This is a genomic window from Phytopseudomonas daroniae (genome assembly GCF_004327285.1).
In the GTDB taxonomy this organism is placed as follows: domain Bacteria; phylum Pseudomonadota; class Gammaproteobacteria; order Pseudomonadales; family Pseudomonadaceae; genus Aquipseudomonas; species Aquipseudomonas daroniae.
In genome coordinates, this window is the sequence record NZ_QJUI01000001.1 from 36,978 (window position 1) to 56,599 (window position 19,622).

General features: G+C 62.9%; 18 protein-coding genes and 1 pseudogene. 14 read left to right on the forward strand and 5 right to left on the reverse strand.

Features of this window, described 5'->3' with window-relative positions; translation table 11 throughout:
* Positions 1–257 precede the first annotated feature (257 nt).
* Positions 258–1,577, forward strand: a complete 1,320-nt coding sequence (locus DNK06_RS00175) for an OprD family porin (protein ID WP_131178038.1) — start codon at positions 258–260, stop codon at positions 1,575–1,577.
* 42 nt (positions 1,578–1,619) lie between these two features.
* Here the strand turns inward: DNK06_RS00175 and DNK06_RS00180 are convergent, their stop codons facing one another.
* Positions 1,620–2,948: an MFS transporter gene (locus tag DNK06_RS00180; RefSeq protein ID WP_131178039.1), complete on the reverse strand. Its 1,329-nt coding sequence runs from the start codon at positions 2,946–2,948 to the stop codon at positions 1,620–1,622.
* Positions 2,949–3,342: 394 nt separating this feature from the next.
* Between DNK06_RS00180 and DNK06_RS00185 the strand changes: the two genes are divergently transcribed.
* Together DNK06_RS00185 and DNK06_RS00190 are read left to right on the forward strand one after the other, a co-directional pair.
* The gene (locus DNK06_RS00185; protein ID WP_131178040.1) at positions 3,343–4,407 is read left to right on the forward strand and encodes an aromatic ring-hydroxylating dioxygenase subunit alpha; all 1,065 of its coding nucleotides are present in this window, start codon (positions 3,343–3,345) and stop codon (positions 4,405–4,407) included.
* A 64-nt stretch (positions 4,408–4,471) separates the two neighbouring features.
* On the forward strand, positions 4,472–5,419 hold the full coding sequence (locus DNK06_RS00190; protein ID WP_131178041.1) for a PDR/VanB family oxidoreductase: 948 nt from the start codon (positions 4,472–4,474) through the stop codon (positions 5,417–5,419).
* Between the two features lie 184 nt (positions 5,420–5,603).
* On the opposite strand, the gene DNK06_RS00195 is transcribed toward DNK06_RS00190, so the two are convergent.
* Genes DNK06_RS00195 through DNK06_RS00210 form a run of 4 tightly spaced genes read right to left on the reverse strand, consistent with a single transcriptional unit; the run spans position 5,604 to position 8,101 of the window.
* Positions 5,604–6,074 (reverse strand): GNAT family N-acetyltransferase, encoded by a 471-nt coding sequence (locus tag DNK06_RS00195; RefSeq protein ID WP_131178042.1) that lies wholly within the window; start codon positions 6,072–6,074, stop codon positions 5,604–5,606.
* On the reverse strand, positions 6,067–6,780 hold the full coding sequence (locus DNK06_RS00200; RefSeq protein WP_131178043.1) for a GntR family transcriptional regulator: 714 nt from the start codon (positions 6,778–6,780) through the stop codon (positions 6,067–6,069). Before DNK06_RS00200 ends, DNK06_RS00195 begins: the two co-directional genes overlap by 8 nt.
* Positions 6,781–6,811: 31 nt before the next feature.
* Positions 6,812–7,198 carry a DUF4345 domain-containing protein gene (locus DNK06_RS00205; protein ID WP_131178044.1) on the reverse strand — a complete coding sequence of 129 codons (387 nt, stop codon included), beginning with the start codon at positions 7,196–7,198 and terminating at the stop codon, positions 6,812–6,814.
* Positions 7,199–7,234: 36 nt separating this feature from the next.
* Entirely contained in the window at positions 7,235–8,101 is an 867-nt protein-coding gene (locus tag DNK06_RS00210; protein ID WP_131178045.1) for a helix-turn-helix domain-containing protein, read from the reverse strand.
* Between the two features lie 142 nt (positions 8,102–8,243).
* Between DNK06_RS00210 and pobA the strand changes: the two genes are divergently transcribed.
* The 11 genes and pseudogenes from pobA to dctP all read left to right on the forward strand — a co-directional run bounded on the left by pobA (position 8,244) and on the right by dctP (position 19,583).
* Entirely contained in the window at positions 8,244–9,428 is a 1,185-nt protein-coding gene (pobA, locus tag DNK06_RS00215; protein WP_131178046.1) for a 4-hydroxybenzoate 3-monooxygenase, read from the forward strand.
* 55 nt (positions 9,429–9,483) lie between these two features.
* On the forward strand, positions 9,484–9,918 hold the full coding sequence (locus DNK06_RS00220; protein ID WP_131178047.1) for a DUF411 domain-containing protein: 435 nt from the start codon (positions 9,484–9,486) through the stop codon (positions 9,916–9,918).
* Positions 9,919–9,934: 16 nt separating this feature from the next.
* Positions 9,935–10,795: a KPN_02809 family neutral zinc metallopeptidase gene (ypfJ, locus tag DNK06_RS00225; protein WP_131178048.1), complete on the forward strand. Its 861-nt coding sequence runs from the start codon at positions 9,935–9,937 to the stop codon at positions 10,793–10,795.
* A 95-nt stretch (positions 10,796–10,890) separates the two neighbouring features.
* A complete protein-coding gene (locus DNK06_RS00230) occupies positions 10,891–11,448 on the forward strand; it encodes a hypothetical protein (RefSeq protein ID WP_131178049.1) in 558 nt (185 codons plus the stop codon).
* Positions 11,449–11,519: 71 nt separating this feature from the next.
* Positions 11,520–12,587 carry a dTDP-glucose 4,6-dehydratase gene (rfbB, locus tag DNK06_RS00235; protein WP_131178050.1) on the forward strand — a complete coding sequence of 356 codons (1,068 nt, stop codon included), beginning with the start codon at positions 11,520–11,522 and terminating at the stop codon, positions 12,585–12,587.
* A complete protein-coding gene (gene rfbA / locus DNK06_RS00240) occupies positions 12,584–13,453 on the forward strand; it encodes a glucose-1-phosphate thymidylyltransferase RfbA (protein ID WP_131178051.1) in 870 nt (289 codons plus the stop codon). Before rfbB ends, rfbA begins: the two co-directional genes overlap by 4 nt.
* Positions 13,453–13,998, forward strand: coding sequence for a dTDP-4-dehydrorhamnose 3,5-epimerase (gene rfbC / locus DNK06_RS00245; RefSeq protein ID WP_131178052.1), 546 nt, complete (start codon positions 13,453–13,455; stop codon positions 13,996–13,998). Before rfbA ends, rfbC begins: the two co-directional genes overlap by 1 nt.
* Complete coding sequence (gene rfbD / locus DNK06_RS00250) at positions 13,995–14,864, forward strand: dTDP-4-dehydrorhamnose reductase (RefSeq protein ID WP_131178053.1); 870 nt, start codon at positions 13,995–13,997, stop codon at positions 14,862–14,864. The genes rfbC and rfbD overlap by 4 nt, the downstream gene beginning before the upstream one ends.
* Positions 14,865–15,039: 175 nt before the next feature.
* Positions 15,040–16,858 (forward strand): annotated as a pseudogene (locus DNK06_RS00255) (sensor histidine kinase).
* Positions 16,855–18,240 (forward strand): sigma-54-dependent transcriptional regulator, encoded by a 1,386-nt coding sequence (locus tag DNK06_RS00260; RefSeq protein ID WP_131178054.1) that lies wholly within the window; start codon positions 16,855–16,857, stop codon positions 18,238–18,240. The pseudogene DNK06_RS00255 and the gene DNK06_RS00260 overlap by 4 nt, the downstream one beginning before the upstream one ends.
* Positions 18,241–18,587: 347 nt before the next feature.
* The gene (gene dctP / locus DNK06_RS00265; protein ID WP_131178055.1) at positions 18,588–19,583 is read left to right on the forward strand and encodes a C4-dicarboxylate TRAP substrate-binding protein DctP; all 996 of its coding nucleotides are present in this window, start codon (positions 18,588–18,590) and stop codon (positions 19,581–19,583) included.
* The last annotated feature ends 39 nt before the right edge of the window (positions 19,584–19,622 follow it).

A 19,622-nucleotide genomic window follows, 5' to 3' on the forward strand; every position in this document is an offset into this window, starting at 1 on the left:
ATAATCAATAACGAAAGTAATCTTTATTAAAGGCGGATTTGGCAAATTACCCAATACGAATCAGCGGCTTATCCGACCGAAACAATTAACATCAAACATAATTAATATTTTTAACGTTCGATTATCGAACGGTTCGGATTGACCACCTTCCATTGCCTTTCCATTCTCGCCACGCAGCAGGCAAGCAATCCTGCACCAGCGGCCCCTCCGGGAGCGCTATCGCAACGCGCCAACAACAAAAACAAAAGGACAATGACATGCAGACCCACCGGGTGAACACCGCCACAATTCCCTCTATCAGCCATTGCCGCTACAGCGGCCCTCTGCTGGTACTCCTGCTGGCGCCCTGGGTGCTGGCCGGTAATACACTGGCGGAAGGCTTCATCGAGGACAGCACGGCCAAGCTGACCACGCGCAACTACTACATGGATCGGGACTACAAGGATGACGGCGGCAAATCCGCAGCCCGCGAATGGGCCCAGGGTTTCATCCTGAAAATGGAGTCGGGCTACACGCCCGGCGACATCGGCTTCGGGCTGGACGTTACCGGCCTGCTGGGCGTGAAACTGGATTCGTCGCCAGGTCGCAGCGGCACGGAGCTGCTGCCGGTATCGGCCAGCACTGGCCGGGCGGCGGACGAATATTCACGCCTGGCGCCTACCGCGAAGATGCGCGTTGGCAAGACGGTGCTGAAAGCCGGCGACCTGTCGCTGTTCCTGCCCTCCGTCGTTGCCAGTCCGGCACGCCTGCTGCCACAGTCGTTCCGCGGTGCCCATCTGCAGTCCATGGATATCGACGACCTGACACTGCACGCCGGCTATATCGATCGCATCAACCGCCGCGACTCCACCGACTACCAGGCCATGACCGTCGCCTCGCCAAACCGGCGCTTCGACCCGACAGCGGAAAGCTCGCACGCGGTATCTTTCGGGGGCGACTATCAAGTCAGTCAGAGCCTGAAACTGCGCGCCTACCACACTGAAGTCGCCGACCTGTATCGCCAGGAATACCTCGGCCTGCTGCACGAACAGCCTGTGGGCCCCGGCGTGCTGAGCACCGACCTGCGCGCGTTCGACAGCGGCGAGGATGGCAGCGCCAAGGCTGGAAAAGTGGACAACCGCAACCTGGCGGCGCAGTTCGCCTATGCCATCGACGGTCATCGTTTCACCCTCGGTTACATGCACCAGAGCGGCGACAGCGCCAAGCCCTACATTTCCGGCACCGAATCCATGGTGATCAGTGAAATGGCGATGAGCTCGGATTTCGTCAATCCGAAGGAGCGTACCTGGCAGGCGATCTACGATTACGACTTCGCCGCTGCGGGCGTTCCCGGCCTGAAGACTCGCCTGCGCTATTTGCGTGGCGACAATATCGAGCTGGTCGCCCTGGACGGCAACGACCTCAAGGAACGCGAACTGCAGATGGAAGTGGGTTACGTCATCCAGAGCGGTACCTTCAAGGGGGTGGGCCTGAAGGCGCGGCACTCGATCTACCGCAACGACTTCCCCGCCGCCGCATCGTTTCGCGACGAAAACCAGACCCGCCTGCACATCGACTACACCCTGGCACTCTGGTAACGCTCGACGGAGCGCAGGGTATACCCTGCTCTCCGCATCGAGTCACGCCTGAGCAGGCTTCAACTCACGGGCTTTCTGCGCCGGCAGCAAGGTCAGCAACAGCAACGCGGCGGCAACGAATACCAGGGCGAACCATGTATACAACTGCAGCGGTTCCCAACCGCCATCGAGCATGAAGCCCGCCACGGTCGGCGACAGGATCGCACCGCCGCGACCGATACCAATGGCCCAGCCTACACCCGTGGCGCGCACCGAAGCGCCGTAGATCATCGGTGACAAGGCGTACAAACCCGCCACGCAACCATTGGAGAACAGGCCGATCAGCAGCCCCATGCCCAAAGCAGCGGTGAAGGACGAACCGATACTGGTGAACACCACCAGCAGCACTGCGGTGATCAGCATGAATGCCGCCAGCACACGGGCCAGGGAAAAACGTGCCGAAAGCAGGCCGAGCAATGCCGCACCGAAGATCCCACCAATGCTCAGCAGCACGCCGCCAGTCACGCCCTGTTGCACCGACAGACCGGATGAGGTGAGCAGTTTGGGCGTCCAGCTCATGATGAAGTAGAAGCCGAACATCACCAGAAAGAACAGCAGCCAGATCAGTAGCGTGCTGCGACGCAGATCCGGGTCGAACAGGCGCGCGAAGGTTCCGCCCTTGCTCTGCTCGCCCACGGCCAGTGCAGGCAGCGCCGCAAGACCTGGCTGACCCAGCTTGGCTGCCAGGCTATTGACCCTGAGCAGCGCCTTGGCAGGCTGTTTGGACAGCAGGAAATCCAGAGACTCGGGCAGCCACAGCAGCACCAGCGGAATGGCCGCGAAGGTCATCAGTCCGCCTGCGAAAAACACCGAACGCCAGCCCCATTGCGACAACAGCCACACCGCCAGCAAGCCGCCGAGGGTCGCCCCCAACGCATAGCCGGTGGACTGCAGGCTGACCGCCAGGCCGCGCCAGCGCTTGCACGCGTACTCACTGGCGATCACGTTACTGCTGGCCAGAATGCCGCCAATACCCAGGCCGGTGAGCCCACGCAGCAATGCCAATTGGGTGGGCGACTGGCTCAGCGCCGAGAGCAGCATGCCCGTACCGGACAGCACCAGACACAGCAGGATCAACGGACGCCGGCCAATACGATCCGCCCAGGGCGCGATGAACAGCGACCCGGCCGCCATGCCGAGCAGCCCGGCGCTGAGCAGCAGGCCGATTTCGGCGCCGCTGAGGTTCCACTCCGCAGCGACCGACGATGCCGTGAAAGCCATCACCAGCACGTCGAAGCCATCGATCATGTTGAGGACGATGCACACCCCGACGGCGACCCACTGAAAGCCGCGCATCGGCCCCTGATCGACGATATGCCGAAGATCGCTCATCGCATACCTCCCGCATCAGCGAGGGAGAACGCGCGGTAGTGAGATGCAGTTGCTTGCAACAGGAAGCGGCCTACGGGGGCGACGTCCTGAACGGGAAGAAAGTGGTTCATCAGCGCAAACCCTTGATTGTTTTTATGGGAAACAGCTGAGCCACGCTCGCAGAAATGGATCCAACTCTCAATCCACGGAAATCACCTGAAAAGCCCCTACCGATCCATTCGGATGGAGACAACGCCCGAAAACAGGCGCCACAGCGTGTATGACGCGCCTGAATATTACGTTCGCTGATCGGACAGTTTGTTTTGTTAATTATTTTCCCGACCAGCCATTGACAATACTCTGTTTAAAAATCAACCATTGGATCCAATAACACCAACAAGAACAGAGGTCACTCATGTACCCGAAAAATGCCTGGTATGTCGCCTGCACCCCCGACGAAATCGCCGACAAACCTTTGGGCCGGCAGATCTGCGGGGAGAAAATCGTCTTCTATCGCGGCGCCGACCAGCAGGTCGTGGCGCTGGAAGATTTCTGTCCGCACCGCGGCGCGCCCCTGTCTCTCGGCTATGTCGAGAATGGCAACCTGATCTGCGGCTATCACGGCCTGGAGATGGGCTGCGAAGGCAAGACCGTGGCCATGCCCGGCCAGCGCGTGCGAGGCTTTCCAGGCATCCGCCGCTTTACGGCGGTGGAGCGCTATGGCTTTGTCTGGGTGTGGACGGGGGATCAGGAGCTGGCCGATCCGGCCACCATCCACCATCTGGAGTGGGCGGAAAACCCTGAGTGGGCGTACGGCGGCGGACTGTTTCACATCAACTGCGACTACCGCCTGATGATCGACAACCTGATGGATCTGACCCACGAGACCTACGTGCACGCGTCGAGCATCGGTCAGAAGGAGATCGACGAAGCGCCGCCCGTCACCAAGGTGGAAGGTGATGAAGTGATCACCAGCCGCCATATGGAAAACATCATGGCACCGCCCTTCTGGCGTATGGCCCTGCGCGGTAACGGCCTGGCCGACGACGTGCCGGTGGATCGCTGGCAGATCTGCCGCTTCAGCCCACCCAGCCACGTGATGATCGAAGTGGGCGTGGCCCATGCAGGACATGGCGGCTACGAGGCGCCGGCGAACGTCAAGGCAGCCAGCGTGGTGGTGGATTTCATCACCCCCGAGAGCGACACCTCGATCTGGTACTTCTGGGGCATGGCGCGCAGCTTCAAGCCCGAGGATCAGGCACTCACCGACAGCATTCGCGAAGGCCAGGGCAAGATCTTCAGCGAAGACCTGGAGATGCTCGAGCTGCAGCAGCGCAACCTGCTGTGGCAACCCGAACGGCAGTTGCTCAAGCTCAATATCGACGCCGGCGGCGTGCAGTCACGACGCATCATCGAACGCCTGATCGCCGAAGAACAGGCCGCAGACGCCCAGAAGATCGACGTCCGCCAGGTCGGCTGAACCATCGTCCGCTGTGCTCGCCGCCAGTGCGGCGAGCGGATCGCCTTTTCGTGAGAACACCATCATGATCGACGTCGTCGTCAAAACCATCGAGCAGCAAGCCCAGGACATTCTCAGTTTCGACCTGGCCCGTGAAGATGATGCACCCCTGCCGGCATTCAGCGCCGGTGCCCATATCGACGTACACCTGCCGGACGGGCTGATTCGCCAGTATTCGCTGTGCAACCACCCGGAAGAGCGCCACCGCTACCAGATCGCCGTGCTGCAGAACGCCGATTCCCGCGGCGGCTCCAGAGCCATGCACGGGCTGCAGCAAGGCGTCAGGCTGAGCATCAGCGAACCCCGCAACCTGTTCCCGCTGCAGCACGACGCCAGGCGCCATCTGCTGATGGCCGGTGGAATCGGCATTACCCCGATCCTCTGCATGGCCGAGCGATTGAGCCACACCGGCGGTGATTTCACGCTGCACTACTTCGCCCGCTCGGCGCAGCAGGCGGCGTTCGTCGAACGCTTGCAGCAATCGCCGTTCGCCGACCGCGTGCACCTGCATTTCGATGAGGGTGACCCGAGCAAACGCCCGGATACCGCCGTCCTGATCGGCTCACCCCAGGCCCGGGCGCACCTCTACGTCTGCGGCCCCGGCGGCTTCATGGAGCATGTGCTCGATAGCGCCCGTAACCTGGGATGGGGGGGCGACAACCTGCACCGCGAATACTTCAGCGCTGAAGCGGATGACCAGCCCCAGGAAGGCTTCGAGATTCAGCTGGCCAGCAGCGGCGATGTGCTGCAGGTACCGGAAGGAGTCAGCGTGGTGGAGGTGCTGCGCGGCATCGGCGTGGAGATTCCGGTGTCCTGTGAGCAAGGCATCTGCGGTACCTGCCTGACCCGCGTGCTGGAAGGCGAACCGGATCATCGCGATCTGTTTCTCACCGAGGACGAACAGGCCGCCAACGACCAGTTCACACCCTGCTGCTCGCGCTCGAAAAGCGCGCGACTGGTGCTCGATATCTGACCTGCTGCGGGTCTTCCGTGGCTGCAAAGTAGCGCAAGCGGCCTTTCGTAGGGTGGACGACGCTTCACCCGTCCACCGCTCTGCAACCGCGATGGTGGATGAAAAGAGCGTCAGCTACGCGCCCCGATCCACCCTACGAGGTGAGCGTCCACTATCGCCTTGACGCTGCCAACAGCGGCCGAAATCAGCCACTGAGCACGCGAGCCATCACCTGAGTTCGCTCGTCGCCTTCGACGACCTCACGTATCACGCTATAGCCCAGTGCCGCGTAGAAGCTCACCGCGGTCAACGAGGCCGGCACCAGCAGTCGCTGAACGCCGGCATCACGCGCCACCCTTTCGACATACCTCATCAGCGCTTTACCCAAGCCACGCCCCTGTACGACAGGGAGGACGAACACCGACCTCACCACATCACCCGCCAGGCTCGCGGTGGCCACCACCCGTGCCTTATCGAGCAGCACGAACACCTGCCGCGAGGCCATGAGCTGACGCACGCCGTCTGCATCGAAATTGCTCGCCACCCGCTCGATCACATCGGGCGGATAATCCTGGGCATTGCTGAGCCGCAAGGTCTGCACGATGACCTGACTGATCGCCTCAGCGTCGCTCTCCAACGCGCGGCGGATCGACCAACCCGCCCCGCTCTCAGCCATGCCGCAATACCGTCATCGCCGTCTCGGCCGAATCACCCAACTGCGCCGTGCGTGCGTAACGCAGGGTGGCGTTGGCGTGCTCGCGCATGATCCCTTCGGCGCGAGCGCCCTGGCCGTTGATCAACGCATCGTAAACGGCGTGATGCTGCATATGGGCGAAGCTGAAACGGCGGTATTCACGGGGCATGTCGTTGCCATCCACCGCCAGGGAGCTGACCGAGGCGAACGGCAAGTGATCGTTGCGCGACAGGGCCACGGCAATGGCGCTGTTGCCGCTGGCCTCGATGATCGCCTGGTGAAATCGCTTGTTGAGGTCGTGATAGATTTCCAGCTCCTCCATCACCACATGGCCTTTCTCGAACAGGCGATCGCCCTCCACCAGGCAATCGTGCAGCCGGTTGCGAATAGCTTCGGACAAGCCGCGCTCGGCAGCCTGGCGCGCCGCCAACCCTTCCAGCACACCCCGCACCTCGACGGCGCCCGCAATATCGTCGTCGGTCACCGCACGCACCGTGTAACCGCGGCCAGGGGCCTTGCACAGCAGCCCCTCCTGCTCGAGCGTGCGAAAGGCAATGCGTATTGGCGTGCGCGAAACCTGCAGACGCTCGGCCGTGGGAATCTCGGCGATACGTTCGCCGGCCACCAGCTCGCCGGAGGCAATCATCTGTCGCAATGCTGCCAGTACCCGCTGTCCGGATTTGTACATCATGCCCTCGTCGCCACCATCGGAAGTCGCATCATACCGCCCGCCAGCGCTGCAGCGCCCAGCCGGCAAGACCGGCCGACACCACTTCGAACAGCGCAGCCCAGAGATTGAAGGTCTGCTGCGCGCCGCCATCGAGCCACAGGCCGGCGATACGCCCCAGCACCAGGCTGACATAGAGCACCAGCAGCAGGATCAGCGCCGGGCGGGTCAGATCACGCGACCACAGCCCCAGCCCGAGAAACACCGCCATACCGACCTGCAGGGTGCCGTAATAGGCACGCACATCCGTCACCGCGGCCGCCTCCATCAGCAACATGCCGCTGACGGCGCCCATCTCGTGAGGGCGCAGGAAATAGGCGAGGCCAAAGCCGGCGAGTACCAGAATCTGCACAGCGAGAAACACACGGGCAAACAGCATGGGCGTAGTCCTCCAAATAGGTTGAGCATAGGTCACTCAACGCTGCAGCCGGAAGGCGCTCGGCGTCTGGCCGGTCAGGCGCTTGAAGAAGCGCGAAAAATACGCCGGTTCGGAGAACTGCAGGGCGTCGGCGATCTGGCTGAGCGTCATCGACGAATACACCAGCAAGCGTTTGGCTTCGAGCAATTGCCGCTGGTGCACCAGCGCCTGGGCGCTTTGACCAGCGTAACGGCGGGTCATGCCGTTGAGGTGCGCGGTGGTGATGCCGAGCCGCTTCGCGTAACGCTCGATCGACAGCTGCTCGCGGAAATGTTGTTCCACCAGGCGGGTAAAGGCGGCCAGATGTTGCTCACCGCGCGTCGGCCGATCAGCGGCCTGGCGCACCAGCACCTGGCGCCCGAGCCAGACGGCCAGCACGCCGACCAGCGACTGCAGCAGCAGATTACGTGCCGGCGCACTTTGCCCATACTCCTGGTCGATAGCGTCGAACAGGGTATCCAGATAACCCTGGTCGGCACCTACCGGATACAGCGCCGGCGCGCTGAACACCGGGTGCTGAGCGCCCAGATGCGCCTCCAGTTGCGCCACCAACGGCGCGGCCAGGGTCAGCACGTAGCCATCCACATCGTCGGAAAACTGGAAGCCGTGCACACACAACGGCGGCAGTACCTGCAGCGCCGCTTCTTCGATGCGCGTCTGTACGCCTTCCACTTCGATCAGCGCCCAGCCGCGGCGTAAGTAAAGCAACTGCAGCAGATCCGGATGGCGATGGGGCTCGATCACCCAGTCGTGCAGGCGGCTGCGCTTGGGAATCGACTCGCAGTGCAGCAGGTCGGGCGTCGGCCACTCCAGGGCGTCGCCATACAGCTTGAACACCGGCACGGCGATTTGCTGCTGGGTCATGGCGCCTCCTTCAAGAAATGGCCGATAGGCGAACGGAGTTTATAAAAGTCCAAGTAAACGACGTGAATTTGCCTTATCCGCCGGACAAGTCCAATCAAAAATACAAACACAAGCGTCCATTACAACAAGCAGAGGACAATCCATGAAAACCTCCGTCGCCATTATCGGGGCCGGCCCGTCCGGCCTGCTGCTCGGCCAGTTGCTGCACAAGGCCGGTATCGACAACGTCATTCTCGAGCGACAAAGCCCCGACTACGTGCTCGGCCGAATCCGTGCCGGGGTGCTCGAACAGGGGATGGTCGATCTGCTGCGCGAGGCCGGCGTAGGCGCACGGATGGAGCGTGAAGGATTGGTACACGATGGCTTCGAGCTGGCCTTCGACGGCCGTCGCGAGCGCATCGACCTCAAGGGGTTGAGCGGCGGCAAGACGGTGATGATCTACGGGCAGACCGAGGTCACCCGCGACCTGATGGAAGCCCGCACGGCCAATGGCGCACCGATTCACTACGAAGTCAGCGACGTGCAATTGCACGACCTGAAGGACGGCACTCCCCACGTCACCTATCGAAAGGACAGCAAGGAACATCGCCTCGACTGCGACTACATCGCTGGCTGCGACGGTTTCCATGGTGTGTCGCGGCAATCGATTCCAGCCGAAGCTCTGCAGGTTTTCGAGCGGGTCTATCCATTCGGCTGGCTCGGCGTGCTGGCCGACACCCCGCCAGTGGCCGAGGAGCTGATCTACGCCAGCCACCCACGCGGCTTCGCCCTGTGCAGCATGCGTTCGCCAACACGCACCCGCTATTACGTGCAGGTAGGACTCGAAGAGCAGGTAGAGGATTGGCCCGACGAACGCTTCTGGGACGAACTCAGGTCGCGCCTGCCAGCCGACACCGCGGCCAGCCTGGTGACCGGCCCGTCCATCGAGAAGAGCATCGCGCCGCTGCGCAGCTTCGTCGTCGAGCCCATGCAGTACGGCCGCCTGTTTCTGCTCGGCGATGCCGCCCATATCGTCCCGCCGACCGGTGCCAAGGGCCTCAACCTGGCCGCCAGCGACGTCAGTACCCTGTACCGCATCCTGCTCAAGGTCTACCGCGAAGGCCGTACCGACTTGCTCGAACGCTACTCGTCGATCTGCCTGCGTCGCGTGTGGAAAGCCGAGCGCTTCTCCTGGTGGATGACCGGCCTGCTGCACAACTTCCCGGATACCGACGCCTTCACCGCGCGCATGCGTCAGACCGAACTGGATTACTTCGTGGGCTCCGAGGCGGGGCGCACCAGCATCGCCGAAAACTACGTGGGTCTACCCTACGAAGCCATCGAATGAGGTAAATGCTCTCTCGCAGCGCTATGCTCGCTCAACGTTCATCGAGGATCCCAGCATGCGCCCACTGCTTCTGCTCGCCGGCTTGTTCGCCGGCATCGTCCAGGCCGCCGAGCCACTCACCATCGACGTGCACCGCGATGCCAATTGCGGCTGTTGCAAGGGCTGGATCAGCCACCTGGAGGCCAACGGCTTTCAGGTCAACGATCACGTTGAAACCGATATGCACGCCGTCAAGCAGCGCCTCGGCGTGCCCGAGCACCTGGGCTCCTGCCACACCGGCATGATCGACGGCAAATTCGTCGAAGGTCATGTACCGGCGGCGGACATTCTCGCCCTGCGCCAACGTCCGGATCTGCTTGGCATCGCCGCCCCTGGAATGCCCACCGGCTCGCCGGGCATGGAGCGCGGCGACATCCGCGATGCCTATCAGGTCATCGGCCTGGACGCACAAGGCGGCGAAAGCGTGGTCAGTAGCTACCCGGGCAACTGATTGAAAGGACTAAAGCATGCGCTGGAAACGAGCACGACGCAGTGACAATGTGGTGGATGCCCGCGGCGGCGGATCGCGTTTTGGTGGTGGCCGCGGCCTGAGCCTGGGCGGTATCGCCATTGTCGTGGTGGTCGGCTTGCTGATGGGCCAGGATCCGCTGCAGATCCTCGGTCAGTTGGCGGGCCAATCAGACTCCTACTCCACCAGCCAGACGGATCGCCCCGCCACCAACGACGAGCAGTCGGAGTTCGTGCGAGCGGTTCTTGGCGACACCGAAGACACCTGGCGCGAGATATTCCAGTCCGCCAATCGCCAGTATCAGGATCCAACCCTGGTACTGTTCGATGGCGGCGTGAATTCCGCATGCGGCTTCGCCAGTTCGGCGGTCGGCCCCTTCTATTGTCCGGGCGACAAGCAGGTCTACCTGGATCTGAGCTTCTTCCGCGATCTGGAACAGCGCTACGGCGCGGCTGGCGACTTTGCCCAGGCCTATGTGATCGCCCACGAGGTCGGTCACCACGTGCAGACCCTGCTGGGCGTCTCCGCCAAGGTCAATGCGGCACGCCAGCGGGGCGAAAACCTGGAAGGTGCCAATGGCCTGCTGGTGCGTCAGGAGCTGCAGGCCGACTGCCTGGCCGGCATCTGGGCGCATCATGCGCAACGGCGCCTGGACTGGCTGGAACCCGGTGATCTGGAGGAAGCCCTGAACGCCGCCAACGCCATCGGCGACGACCGTCTGCAGCAGCAGGCCCGTGGTCAGGTGGTGCCGGACTCCTTCACCCACGGCACCTCGGCGCAGCGCGTGCGCTGGTTTACCACAGGCTTCGAAGGCGGCCAGGTCAACGCCTGCGACACCTTTTCAAGCGCACGGCTGTGAGCGTCTAGACTGAGTGGGCATGCGGGTACAGACGCATGCCCAACCACGGTAGCCAGGGTCGGCAACCGCCCACCCCACGGACAAGGAATGTACCGATGCCCATTCGCAATGACAGCGTTCTCCACGACACCGAAGACAAGGGCTGGTGGTGCCATCACGGCCTGCATCTGGAGCGCAGCTTCGTCGAGCTGTGTAGCCGTCATCTGCGGCTACCCGCCATGGAAAACCCGGAAAAGACGCACAACCCCTACGCTCCGGATCTTCTGGTCGAGGGTCGGCTGGCCGATCTCAAGGTGCAGAACACCCCCTTCTTCGTCAGCGCCCGCTATGGCCTGGATCCACGACGTACGGTGACCTTCAACCGCAAGGACTACGAACGCTATTCGCGGCTTTATCCACAGATCGACATTTATTACTGGGTCGACTGGACGCAGACCGAATCGCGCTTTGGCCGTGTCGACTACCTGGCAGGCATCTATCGCCTGCCCTTTGCCGAACTCGTCAAACTGATCGAAGCACCCGCACCAGAGCACCACTACAGGCATCGCCTCCAAGACACCCAGGGCAACGCCCGCTCATCCTTCCTGCTCGATCTGAATCGATTCGAAACCCTGCTGGAGCGCGATACGGCTACCGCACCGAGTATCGGCTAGGGCTGGCCGGCTGTACGCAAAACCCTGTGGACAGGCATACTTTGCGTTTTTCCAACGTCGGGCTTTCTGAAATGCGCATTCTTGTCACCGGCGGTGCGGGCTTCATCGGCTCCGCGCTGATTCGTCACCTGATGAACGACACCGATCACGAGGTGCTCAACCTCGACAAGCTGACCTACGCCGGCAACCTGGAATCCCTGAAGCAGGTCGCGGAAAATCCTCGATACAGCTTCCTGCAGGCTGATATCGGCGATCAGCCCGCGGTGGCCGATGCGCTGCAGCGTTTTCAGCCCGACGCCATCATGCACCTGGCCGCCGAATCCCACGTCGACCGCTCCATCGACGGCCCGGCAGCGTTCATCCAGACCAACATCGTCGGCACCTACACCCTGCTCGAAGCCACCCGTGCCTACTGGCTGGGCCTGGACGATCAGCGTCGTCAGGCGTTCCGCTTCCATCACATCTCCACCGACGAGGTGTATGGCGACCTGCACGGCGTCGACGACCTGTTCACCGAGCAGACGCCCTACGCGCCCAGCTCGCCCTATTCGGCCAGCAAGGCCGCCTCGGATCACCTGGTACGCGCCTGGCAGCGCACCTATGGCCTGCCGGTGCTGCTGACCAACTGCTCGAACAACTACGGCCCGTATCACTTCCCGGAAAAGTTGATCCCGCTGGTCATCCTCAATGCGCTGGATGGCAAATCGCTGCCGGTGTATGGCAACGGCCAGCAGGTGCGCGACTGGCTGTTCGTCGAGGATCACGCCCGCGCCCTGCTGCAGGTGGTCACCCGCGGCGAGGTTGGCGAGACCTACAATATCGGCGGCCACAACGAGCAGAAGAACCTCGATGTGGTGCACGCCATCTGCGACCTGCTCGACGAGCTTCAGCCGCGTGCAGCAGGCTCTTATCGCGACCAGATCACCTTCGTCACCGACCGCCCCGGCCACGACCTGCGCTATGCCATCGATGCAGGCAAGATCGAGCGCGAACTGGGCTGGACGCCGCAGGAAACCTTCCCCAGCGGCCTGCGCAAGACCGTGCGCTGGTACCTGGACAACCTCGACTGGTGCCGCCGCGTCCAGGACGGCAGCTATCAGCGTGAGCGGCTCGGCGCCCCCATGGAGCAACAACAATGAAAGGCATCATCCTCGCCGGAGGCTCCGGCACCCGCCTGCACCCGATCACCCTGGGCGTGTCCAAGCAACTGCTGCCGATCTACGACAAGCCGATGATCTACTACCCGCTGTCGGTGCTGATGCTTGCCGGCATCCGCGAGATCCTGATCATTTCCACACCCCACGACCTGCCGCAGTTCCAGAAGATGCTGGGCGACGGCAGCCAGTTCGGCCTGCAGTTGAGCTACGCCGAGCAGCCCGAACCGGATGGTCTGGCGCGTGCCTTCATCATCGGCGAGCAGTTCATCGGCACTGACCCGGTGTGCCTGATCCTCGGCGACAACATCTTCCATGGCCAGCACTTCACCGAAAAACTGCTGCGCGCCGCCCAGGCGGAAAAAGGTGCCACCGTGTTCGGCTACTGGGTCAAGGATCCCGAACGCTTCGGAGTGGTCGAGTTCGACGACCAGGGCCAGGCCATTTCCATCGAGGAAAAGCCGGCCCAGCCCCGCTCCCACTATGCGGTAACCGGGTTGTATTTCTACGACAACGACGTCATCGAGATCGCCAAGGCAGTCAAACCCTCGCCCCGCGGCGAGCTGGAAATCACCGACATCAACAATGCCTACCTGCAGCGTGGCGACCTGCGTGTGGAACGCTTCGGCCGTGGCTTCGCCTGGCTCGACACCGGCACCCACGACAGCCTGCTGGAAGCCTCGCAGTACGTGCAAACCATCGAGCACCGCCAGGGTCTGAAAGTCGCCTGTCTGGAAGAGATCGCCTACGGACAGGACTGGATCGACCGCGAATGCCTGCTGCGCCAGGCCAAGGCGTTCGGCAAGACCGGCTATGGCCAGTACCTGTTCAGCCTGGCCGAGGACAATTGATGCAAGTCATCCAAACCACTATCCCCGATGTACTCATTCTCGAACCCAAGGTGTTCGGCGATGAGCGCGGCTTCTTCTTCGAAAGTTTCAATGCCCAGGCCTTCACTGACGCGACCGGCCTGCAACGCCAGTTCGTTCAGGACAACCATTCGCGCTCGCAGCGCGGAGTGTTGCGCGGCCTGCACTATCAGGTGCAACAGGCCCAGGGCAAGCTGGTGCGGGTCACGGCTGGCGAGGTGTATGACGTCGCCGTGGATCTGCGTCGTCAGTCACCGACGTTCGGCCAGTGGGTCGGCGCGCACCTCTCTGCCGACAACAAGCGGCAGATGTGGGTGCCGGAAGGCTTCGCCCATGGTTTTCTGGTGCTCAGTGAATACGCCGAGTTCCTCTACAAGACCACCGACTACTACGCGCCCGCCCATGAGCGCTGCATTCGCTGGGATGACGCCAAGCTGGCCATCGACTGGCCGCTGCAGGAACAACCGCAATTGTCGGCCAAGGATCAGCAGGGCCGGGGCCTCGACGAGGCCGAGCTGTTCCCATGAAAATCCTTCTGCTCGGCCAGCACGGCCAGGTCAGCCGTGAACTGCAACTGCGGCTCGGCAAGCAGGACGAACTCACCGTTCTGGGCCGCGAACAGCTTGACCTAGGCAACCCGCAGCGCATTCGCGAGTGCGTACGTCAGGTACGCCCACAGCTGATTGTCAACGCTGCCGCGCACACCGCGGTCGATGCAGCGCAAAGCGAGCCGGATGCCGCTTTCGCCATCAATGCAATCGCGCCCGGCGTGCTCGCCGAAGAAGCTGCCGACCTCGACGCGCCGCTGATCCACTACTCCACCGATTATGTGTTCGATGGCAGCAAATCCGCGGCCTACAACGAGGATGACGCTCCCAATCCGCTGAGCGTCTATGGCCGTAGCAAGCTGGCCGGCGAGCAGGCCATCGCCGCGGTTGGCGGCAAGCATCTGATCCTGCGCACCAGTTGGGTGTATTCTCTGCACGGACGCAACTTCCTGCTGACCATGCAGCGCCTGCTGCAGGAGCGCGAGCAGCTCAGCGTGGTCGCCGACCAGATCGGCGCACCGACCTGGGCCGGCAGCATCGCCGCCGCCACCCAGCAGTTGATCCAGCGCTGGCAGACGGAGCAGGTCGCGGCCTGGGGCCTCTATCACTTCACCGCGCGTGGTGAAACCTCCTGGTTCGGCTTCGCCGAGGCCATCGCCGTGCAGTTGCAGGCGCAAGGTAAATCCGTCGCGCAACTGACGCCGATTGCCACCACGGACTACCCGACGCCGGCACAGCGCCCACTCAACTCGCGTCTCGACGGAACCCGCCTGGAGCGTGACTGGGGCGTACGTCTGCCGGATTGGCAGGATGGCCTGGAACACTGCCTGAACAACCCACGCTAGCAAAATGCAACGGCGGATTACGCTTCGCCAGACTACGCGCCCCGATCCGCCCTACGCCCGGATCACGGCACAACGCCAACCGTAGCCTGGATTAGCCGCAGGCGTAATCCGGGTTGGGCTTATCGGCCTCAGACTTTTGCCGTCATAATGCGCAGGTCTCTCTGGCGTCCATTTCATGAACACGATTCCCACCACCATGCCCAAACGCCCACGCTGGCGCAGCCTGGCCCTGCTGGCGCTACTGCTGGCGCCGCTGCTATGGCCGTTGCAACACCTCGCCGAGCGTTACTACCGTGCCGAACTAACCGAGCAGAATCGTCAGACCCTCGACCTGTACGTGGCCAACCTGCTGGGTACCCTGCGGCGCTACGAAGTGCTGCCGCCGATTCTCGGCGACCTGCCGGGTCTGCGCACCGTGCTGGCGACGCCAGGTGATGCCAGCGCTCAGGCAGCGGCCAATCATCTGCTCAAGCGCGTGCGTCAGCAGACCGGTGCCGACGTGATCTACCTGATGAATCCCTCCGGCGAAACCCTGGCGGCCTCCAACTGGGATCAGCAGGACTCCTTCGTACGCGGCAACTTCGCGTTCCGCCCCTATTTCCAGGAGGCCCTGGCCGGCCGTCTGGGACGCTTCTTCGGCCTTGGTACCACCTCCGGCAAGCGCGGTTACTACTTCGCCTCCGCCGTTTACGACGGCACCCGGAAGATCGGCGTCATGGTGATCAAGGTCGACCTCGACCACACCGAAAGCCTGTGGGGCAATACCCCGGAACAACTGCTGGTAACCGATGCCAATGGCGTGGTGATTCTTACCTCGCGCCCGGACTGGCGGTTTCACGCCAGTCGCCCGCTGGACAAGGCCGAACGCGCCTCCATCGCCGCCATCCAGCCGTATCCGACCCAGTCGCCACCGCCCCTGCGGCTCGATGCCGATGTCTGGCTGACGCAAAGTCGGGTGCTCGACGAAACCGGCTGGAGCGTCAGCATCCTCGCCCCACGGGTGATGCTCGACCGCTCGGTACGTACCGTGGTGGCCATCGGCGGCGCTGCCCTGCTGGTGCTGATTCTGCTGCTCGGCCTGATGATGCAGCGGCGCCGCCACTACCTCGACCGCATCGCCCTCAACACCCGCGCCCGCCAGGAGCTGGAACAGCGCGTACAGGAGCGTACCCAGGATCTGGAGCGCCTCAACAGCCGCCTGAAGCAGGAAGTGCTGGAACGCGAGCAGGCCCAGCAGGAACTGGTTCAGGCTCAGGACGAACTGGTACAGGCCGGCAAACTGACTGCCCTGGGTACAATGAGTGCCAGCATCAGCCACGAACTCAATCAGCCGCTGGCGGCCATCCGCAGCTATGCCGAGAACGCCGGCGTGCTGCTCGACCACGAGCGCACTGAAGATGCCCGCGGCAACCTCAGGCTGAATCAGCCAGCTGACTGAACGCATGGCCTCGATCATCGCCCACCTGCGCGCCTTCGCCCGCCGCGACCGGCATGCCCCGGAAAGCGTGGCCCTGCAGCCGGCCCTCGACGACGCCCTGGCGTTGCTGGCCAAGCGCCGTCGCGCCATGGATGTGGAGCTGATCCGCGACCTGCCCGACGCCACCCTCTGGGTACAGGCCGGCGAGACGCGCCTGCGCCAGGTGCTCAGCAACCTGCTGGCCAACGCCCTCGATGCCCTCGGCGAACGTCCGCAGCCGCGGCGCATCTGGATCAGCACCGAACTGCACGACAATCTGCTGGAATTGCACCTGCGCGACAATGGCCCGGGCTTCTCCGAGTCAGCCCTGGCCCACGCCCGTGAGCCCTTCTTCACCACCAAGACCAGTGCTCAGGGCCTCGGCCTCGGCCTGGCGATCTGCGACACCCTGATGCGCGCCCTGGGTGGCGAGTTGCTGTTCAGTAACCATCCCGAAGGGGGCGCTCATCTGATCCTGCGCCTGCGCACCGCTGAAAATGGCGTGAACATCCAGCCGCCCGAGGACTTCGCCGTATGACCACCATCGACGCCCGTACCCAGGTTCTGCTGATCGACGACGACCCGCACCTGCGCCAGGCCCTCAGCCAGACCCTCGACCTCGCGGGTCTCAAGGTCACCACACTGGTCGATGCCCAAGGCCTGGCCGAGCGCATCGACCGCGACTGGCCCGGCGTGGTGGTCAGCGATATCCGCATGCCCGGCGTCGACGGCCTGCAACTGCTGCAGCAACTGCACGAACAGGATCCGGAGCTGCCAGTGCTGCTGATCACCGGCCATGGCGACGTGCCCCTGGCCGTGCAGGCCATGCGCGCTGGCGCCTACGACTTCCTGGAGAAACCCTTCGCCAGCGAGGATCTGCTGGAAAGCGTCCGCCGTGCCCTGGCCCTGCGCCGCCTGGTGCTGGACAACCGCAGCCTGCGTCTGGCCCTGGCCGACCGCCAGCAACTCTCCGGGCGGCTGGTTGGCAACTCGCCTGCCATCCAGCGTCTGCGCGAACAGATCGGTTCCCTGGCGAGTATCAGCACCGATGTGCTGATACTCGGCGAGACAGGCGCCGGCAAGGAAGTGGTGGCCCGCGCCCTGCACGACCTGTCAGGCCGCCGCGACGGTCCTTTCGTGGCGATCAACGCTGGTGCCCTGGCCGAATCCGTGGTCGAAAGCGAGCTGTTCGGGCACGAGCCCGGTGCCTTCACCGGTGCGCAGAAGCGCCGTATCGGCAAATTCGAATTCGCCAATGGCGGCACGCTGTTTCTCGACGAGATCGAGAGCATGAGCCTGGAGGTGCAGGTCAAGTTGCTGCGTCTGCTGCAGGAGCGGATGGTCGAACGCCTCGGCGGCAACCAACTGATCCCTCTGGATATCCGCGTGATCGCCGCGACCAAGGAAGACCTGCGCACCGCTGCCGACCAGGGCCGCTTCCGTGCCGACCTTTACTACCGTCTGAACGTCGCTCCGCTACGCATTCCACCGCTGCGCGAGCGCGGTGAAGACATCCTGGTGCTGTTCCAGCACTTCGCCAATAACGCCAGCACCCGCCACGGCCTGCCCCAGCGCGAGCTGCAGCCCGGCCAGCGGGCCATGCTGTTGCGCCATCCCTGGCCGGGCAACGTGCGGGAACTGCAGAACGCCGGCGAGCGCTTCGCCCTGGGGCTGGATCTCGGCCTGGAGCTGTCGCTCGACAGCCAGTTGCACAGCGCGCCGCTGGCCGGCAGCCTCAGCGAGCAGGTCGAGGCCTTCGAACGCGCATTGATCGCCGCCGAACTGACCCGCTCTCACGGCTCGTTGCGCAGTCTGGCCGAAGCTTTGGGCGTGCCGCGCAAGACCTTGCACGACAAATTACGCAAGCATGGATTGAACTTTGCCGACGCTGGCGGTATTTCGCCAGATGACATCGAATAAATGAGCGGATTATTGCCGACTATTTCATCTACCCTGCAGACCTCTTGTAAAAGCCGGCAGCCGCAAGGGTTGCCGGCGCCTGTCGGGAAATCCAGCAAGCCATACCTGATAAGGCTTTGCGCTTGACGCAAAACTGCCCTGCGCGTTTTCGTCGCAGGCTGGCACAGTGCTTGCTCTAGTCCCCATCAGCGAAAAACAAGTACAAGTCCAGGTCTAAATCGCGGCCAACCGATCCTGCCGTTTCTGCGGCAATCCTCGACTCGCTCTTGTTCGCTCGTTTCAGCGCCCCACCAAAGGGGTGCGCCGTCCAACAACAAGATAGGCAACAAACAAGAGGAAGCATCCCCATGTTCAATTTCACTGCCAAAGCGCTGGTCTGCGCTCTGTCGCTGAGCATCGCCGGCCTGGCCCAGGCTGCCGACCCGATCTCCATCAAGTTCTCCCACGTGGTTGCCGAGCACACTCCGAAAGGTCAAGGCGCACTGCTGTTCAAGAAGCTCGTCGACGAGCGTATGGACGGCAAAGTGACCGTGCAGGTCTACCCGAACTCCTCGCTGTTCGGCGACGGCAAGGAAATGGAAGCGCTGCTGCTCGGCGACGTACAGATCATCGCCCCGTCCCTGGCCAAGTTCGAGCATTACACCAAGCAGATCCAGATCTACGATCTGCCGTTCCTGTTCAACGACATCAGCGCTGTGGATCGCTTCCAGCAGAGCCCGGAAGGCAAGTCCCTGCTCACCAGCATGGAAAGCAAAGGCATCACCGGCCTGGGTTACTGGCACAACGGCATGAAGCAGCTGTCGGCCAACAAGAAACTGGTTGAGCCGAAAGACGCCCGTGGCCTGAAATTCCGCGTACAGGCCTCCGCCGTGCTCGATGAGCAGTTCAAAGCCCTGCGCGCCGCGCCGCGCAAAATGAGCTTCGCCGAGGTGTATCAAGGCCTGCAGACCGGTGTGGTCAACGGTGCCGAAAACCCCTACTCGAACATCTACAGCCAGAAGATGCACGAAGTGCAGAAGTTCATCACCGAGTCCGACCACGGCGTGCTGGACTACATGGTGATCACCAACACCAAGTTCTGGGAAGGTCTGCCGGAAGATATCCGCACCGAACTGACCGAGATCCTCGCCGAGGTCACCGTCGAGGTGAACAAGCAGGCTGAAGCCCTGAACCAGAAAGACAAGCAGCGCATCATCGATGCCGGCACCACCGAAATCGTCACCCTGACTCCCGAGCAGCGTGAACTGTGGCGCGAAGCCATGCGTCCGGTGTGGAAGAAGTTCGAAGGCGAGATCGGTGCTGATCTGATCAAGGCTGCAGAGAACTCCAACCAGGCCAACTAAGGCCGGGCCAACGGCCTGATCATCCGGCCGCGCCTATCT

What these genes read in the sequence shown, in the direction of transcription:
- DNK06_RS00180 (WP_131178039.1), bottom strand. Translation starts at nt 2,948, where the DNA reads ATGAGCGATCTTCGGCATATCGTCGATCAGGGGCCGATGCGCGGCTTT.
- DNK06_RS00195 (WP_131178042.1), bottom strand. Translation starts at nt 6,074, where the DNA reads ATGGCTGAGAGCGGGGCGGGTTGGTCGATCCGCCGCGCGTTGGAGAGC.
- DNK06_RS00190 (WP_131178041.1), top strand. Translation starts at nt 4,472, where the DNA reads ATGATCGACGTCGTCGTCAAAACCATCGAGCAGCAAGCCCAGGACATT.
- DNK06_RS00220 (WP_131178047.1), top strand. Translation starts at nt 9,484, where the DNA reads ATGCGCCCACTGCTTCTGCTCGCCGGCTTGTTCGCCGGCATCGTCCAG.
- DNK06_RS00210 (WP_131178045.1), bottom strand. Translation starts at nt 8,101, where the DNA reads ATGACCCAGCAGCAAATCGCCGTGCCGGTGTTCAAGCTGTATGGCGAC.
- rfbC (WP_131178052.1), top strand. Translation starts at nt 13,453, where the DNA reads ATGCAAGTCATCCAAACCACTATCCCCGATGTACTCATTCTCGAACCC.
- ypfJ (WP_131178048.1), top strand. Translation starts at nt 9,935, where the DNA reads ATGCGCTGGAAACGAGCACGACGCAGTGACAATGTGGTGGATGCCCGC.
- DNK06_RS00200 (WP_131178043.1), bottom strand. Translation starts at nt 6,780, where the DNA reads ATGTACAAATCCGGACAGCGGGTACTGGCAGCATTGCGACAGATGATT.
- pobA (WP_131178046.1), top strand. Translation starts at nt 8,244, where the DNA reads ATGAAAACCTCCGTCGCCATTATCGGGGCCGGCCCGTCCGGCCTGCTG.
- DNK06_RS00230 (WP_131178049.1), top strand. Translation starts at nt 10,891, where the DNA reads ATGCCCATTCGCAATGACAGCGTTCTCCACGACACCGAAGACAAGGGC.
- rfbD (WP_131178053.1), top strand. Translation starts at nt 13,995, where the DNA reads ATGAAAATCCTTCTGCTCGGCCAGCACGGCCAGGTCAGCCGTGAACTG.
- dctP (WP_131178055.1), top strand. Translation starts at nt 18,588, where the DNA reads ATGTTCAATTTCACTGCCAAAGCGCTGGTCTGCGCTCTGTCGCTGAGC.
- DNK06_RS00185 (WP_131178040.1), top strand. Translation starts at nt 3,343, where the DNA reads ATGTACCCGAAAAATGCCTGGTATGTCGCCTGCACCCCCGACGAAATC.
- DNK06_RS00260 (WP_131178054.1), top strand. Translation starts at nt 16,855, where the DNA reads ATGACCACCATCGACGCCCGTACCCAGGTTCTGCTGATCGACGACGAC.
- DNK06_RS00175 (WP_131178038.1), top strand. Translation starts at nt 258, where the DNA reads ATGCAGACCCACCGGGTGAACACCGCCACAATTCCCTCTATCAGCCAT.
- DNK06_RS00205 (WP_131178044.1), bottom strand. Translation starts at nt 7,198, where the DNA reads ATGCTGTTTGCCCGTGTGTTTCTCGCTGTGCAGATTCTGGTACTCGCC.
- rfbA (WP_131178051.1), top strand. Translation starts at nt 12,584, where the DNA reads ATGAAAGGCATCATCCTCGCCGGAGGCTCCGGCACCCGCCTGCACCCG.
- rfbB (WP_131178050.1), top strand. Translation starts at nt 11,520, where the DNA reads ATGCGCATTCTTGTCACCGGCGGTGCGGGCTTCATCGGCTCCGCGCTG.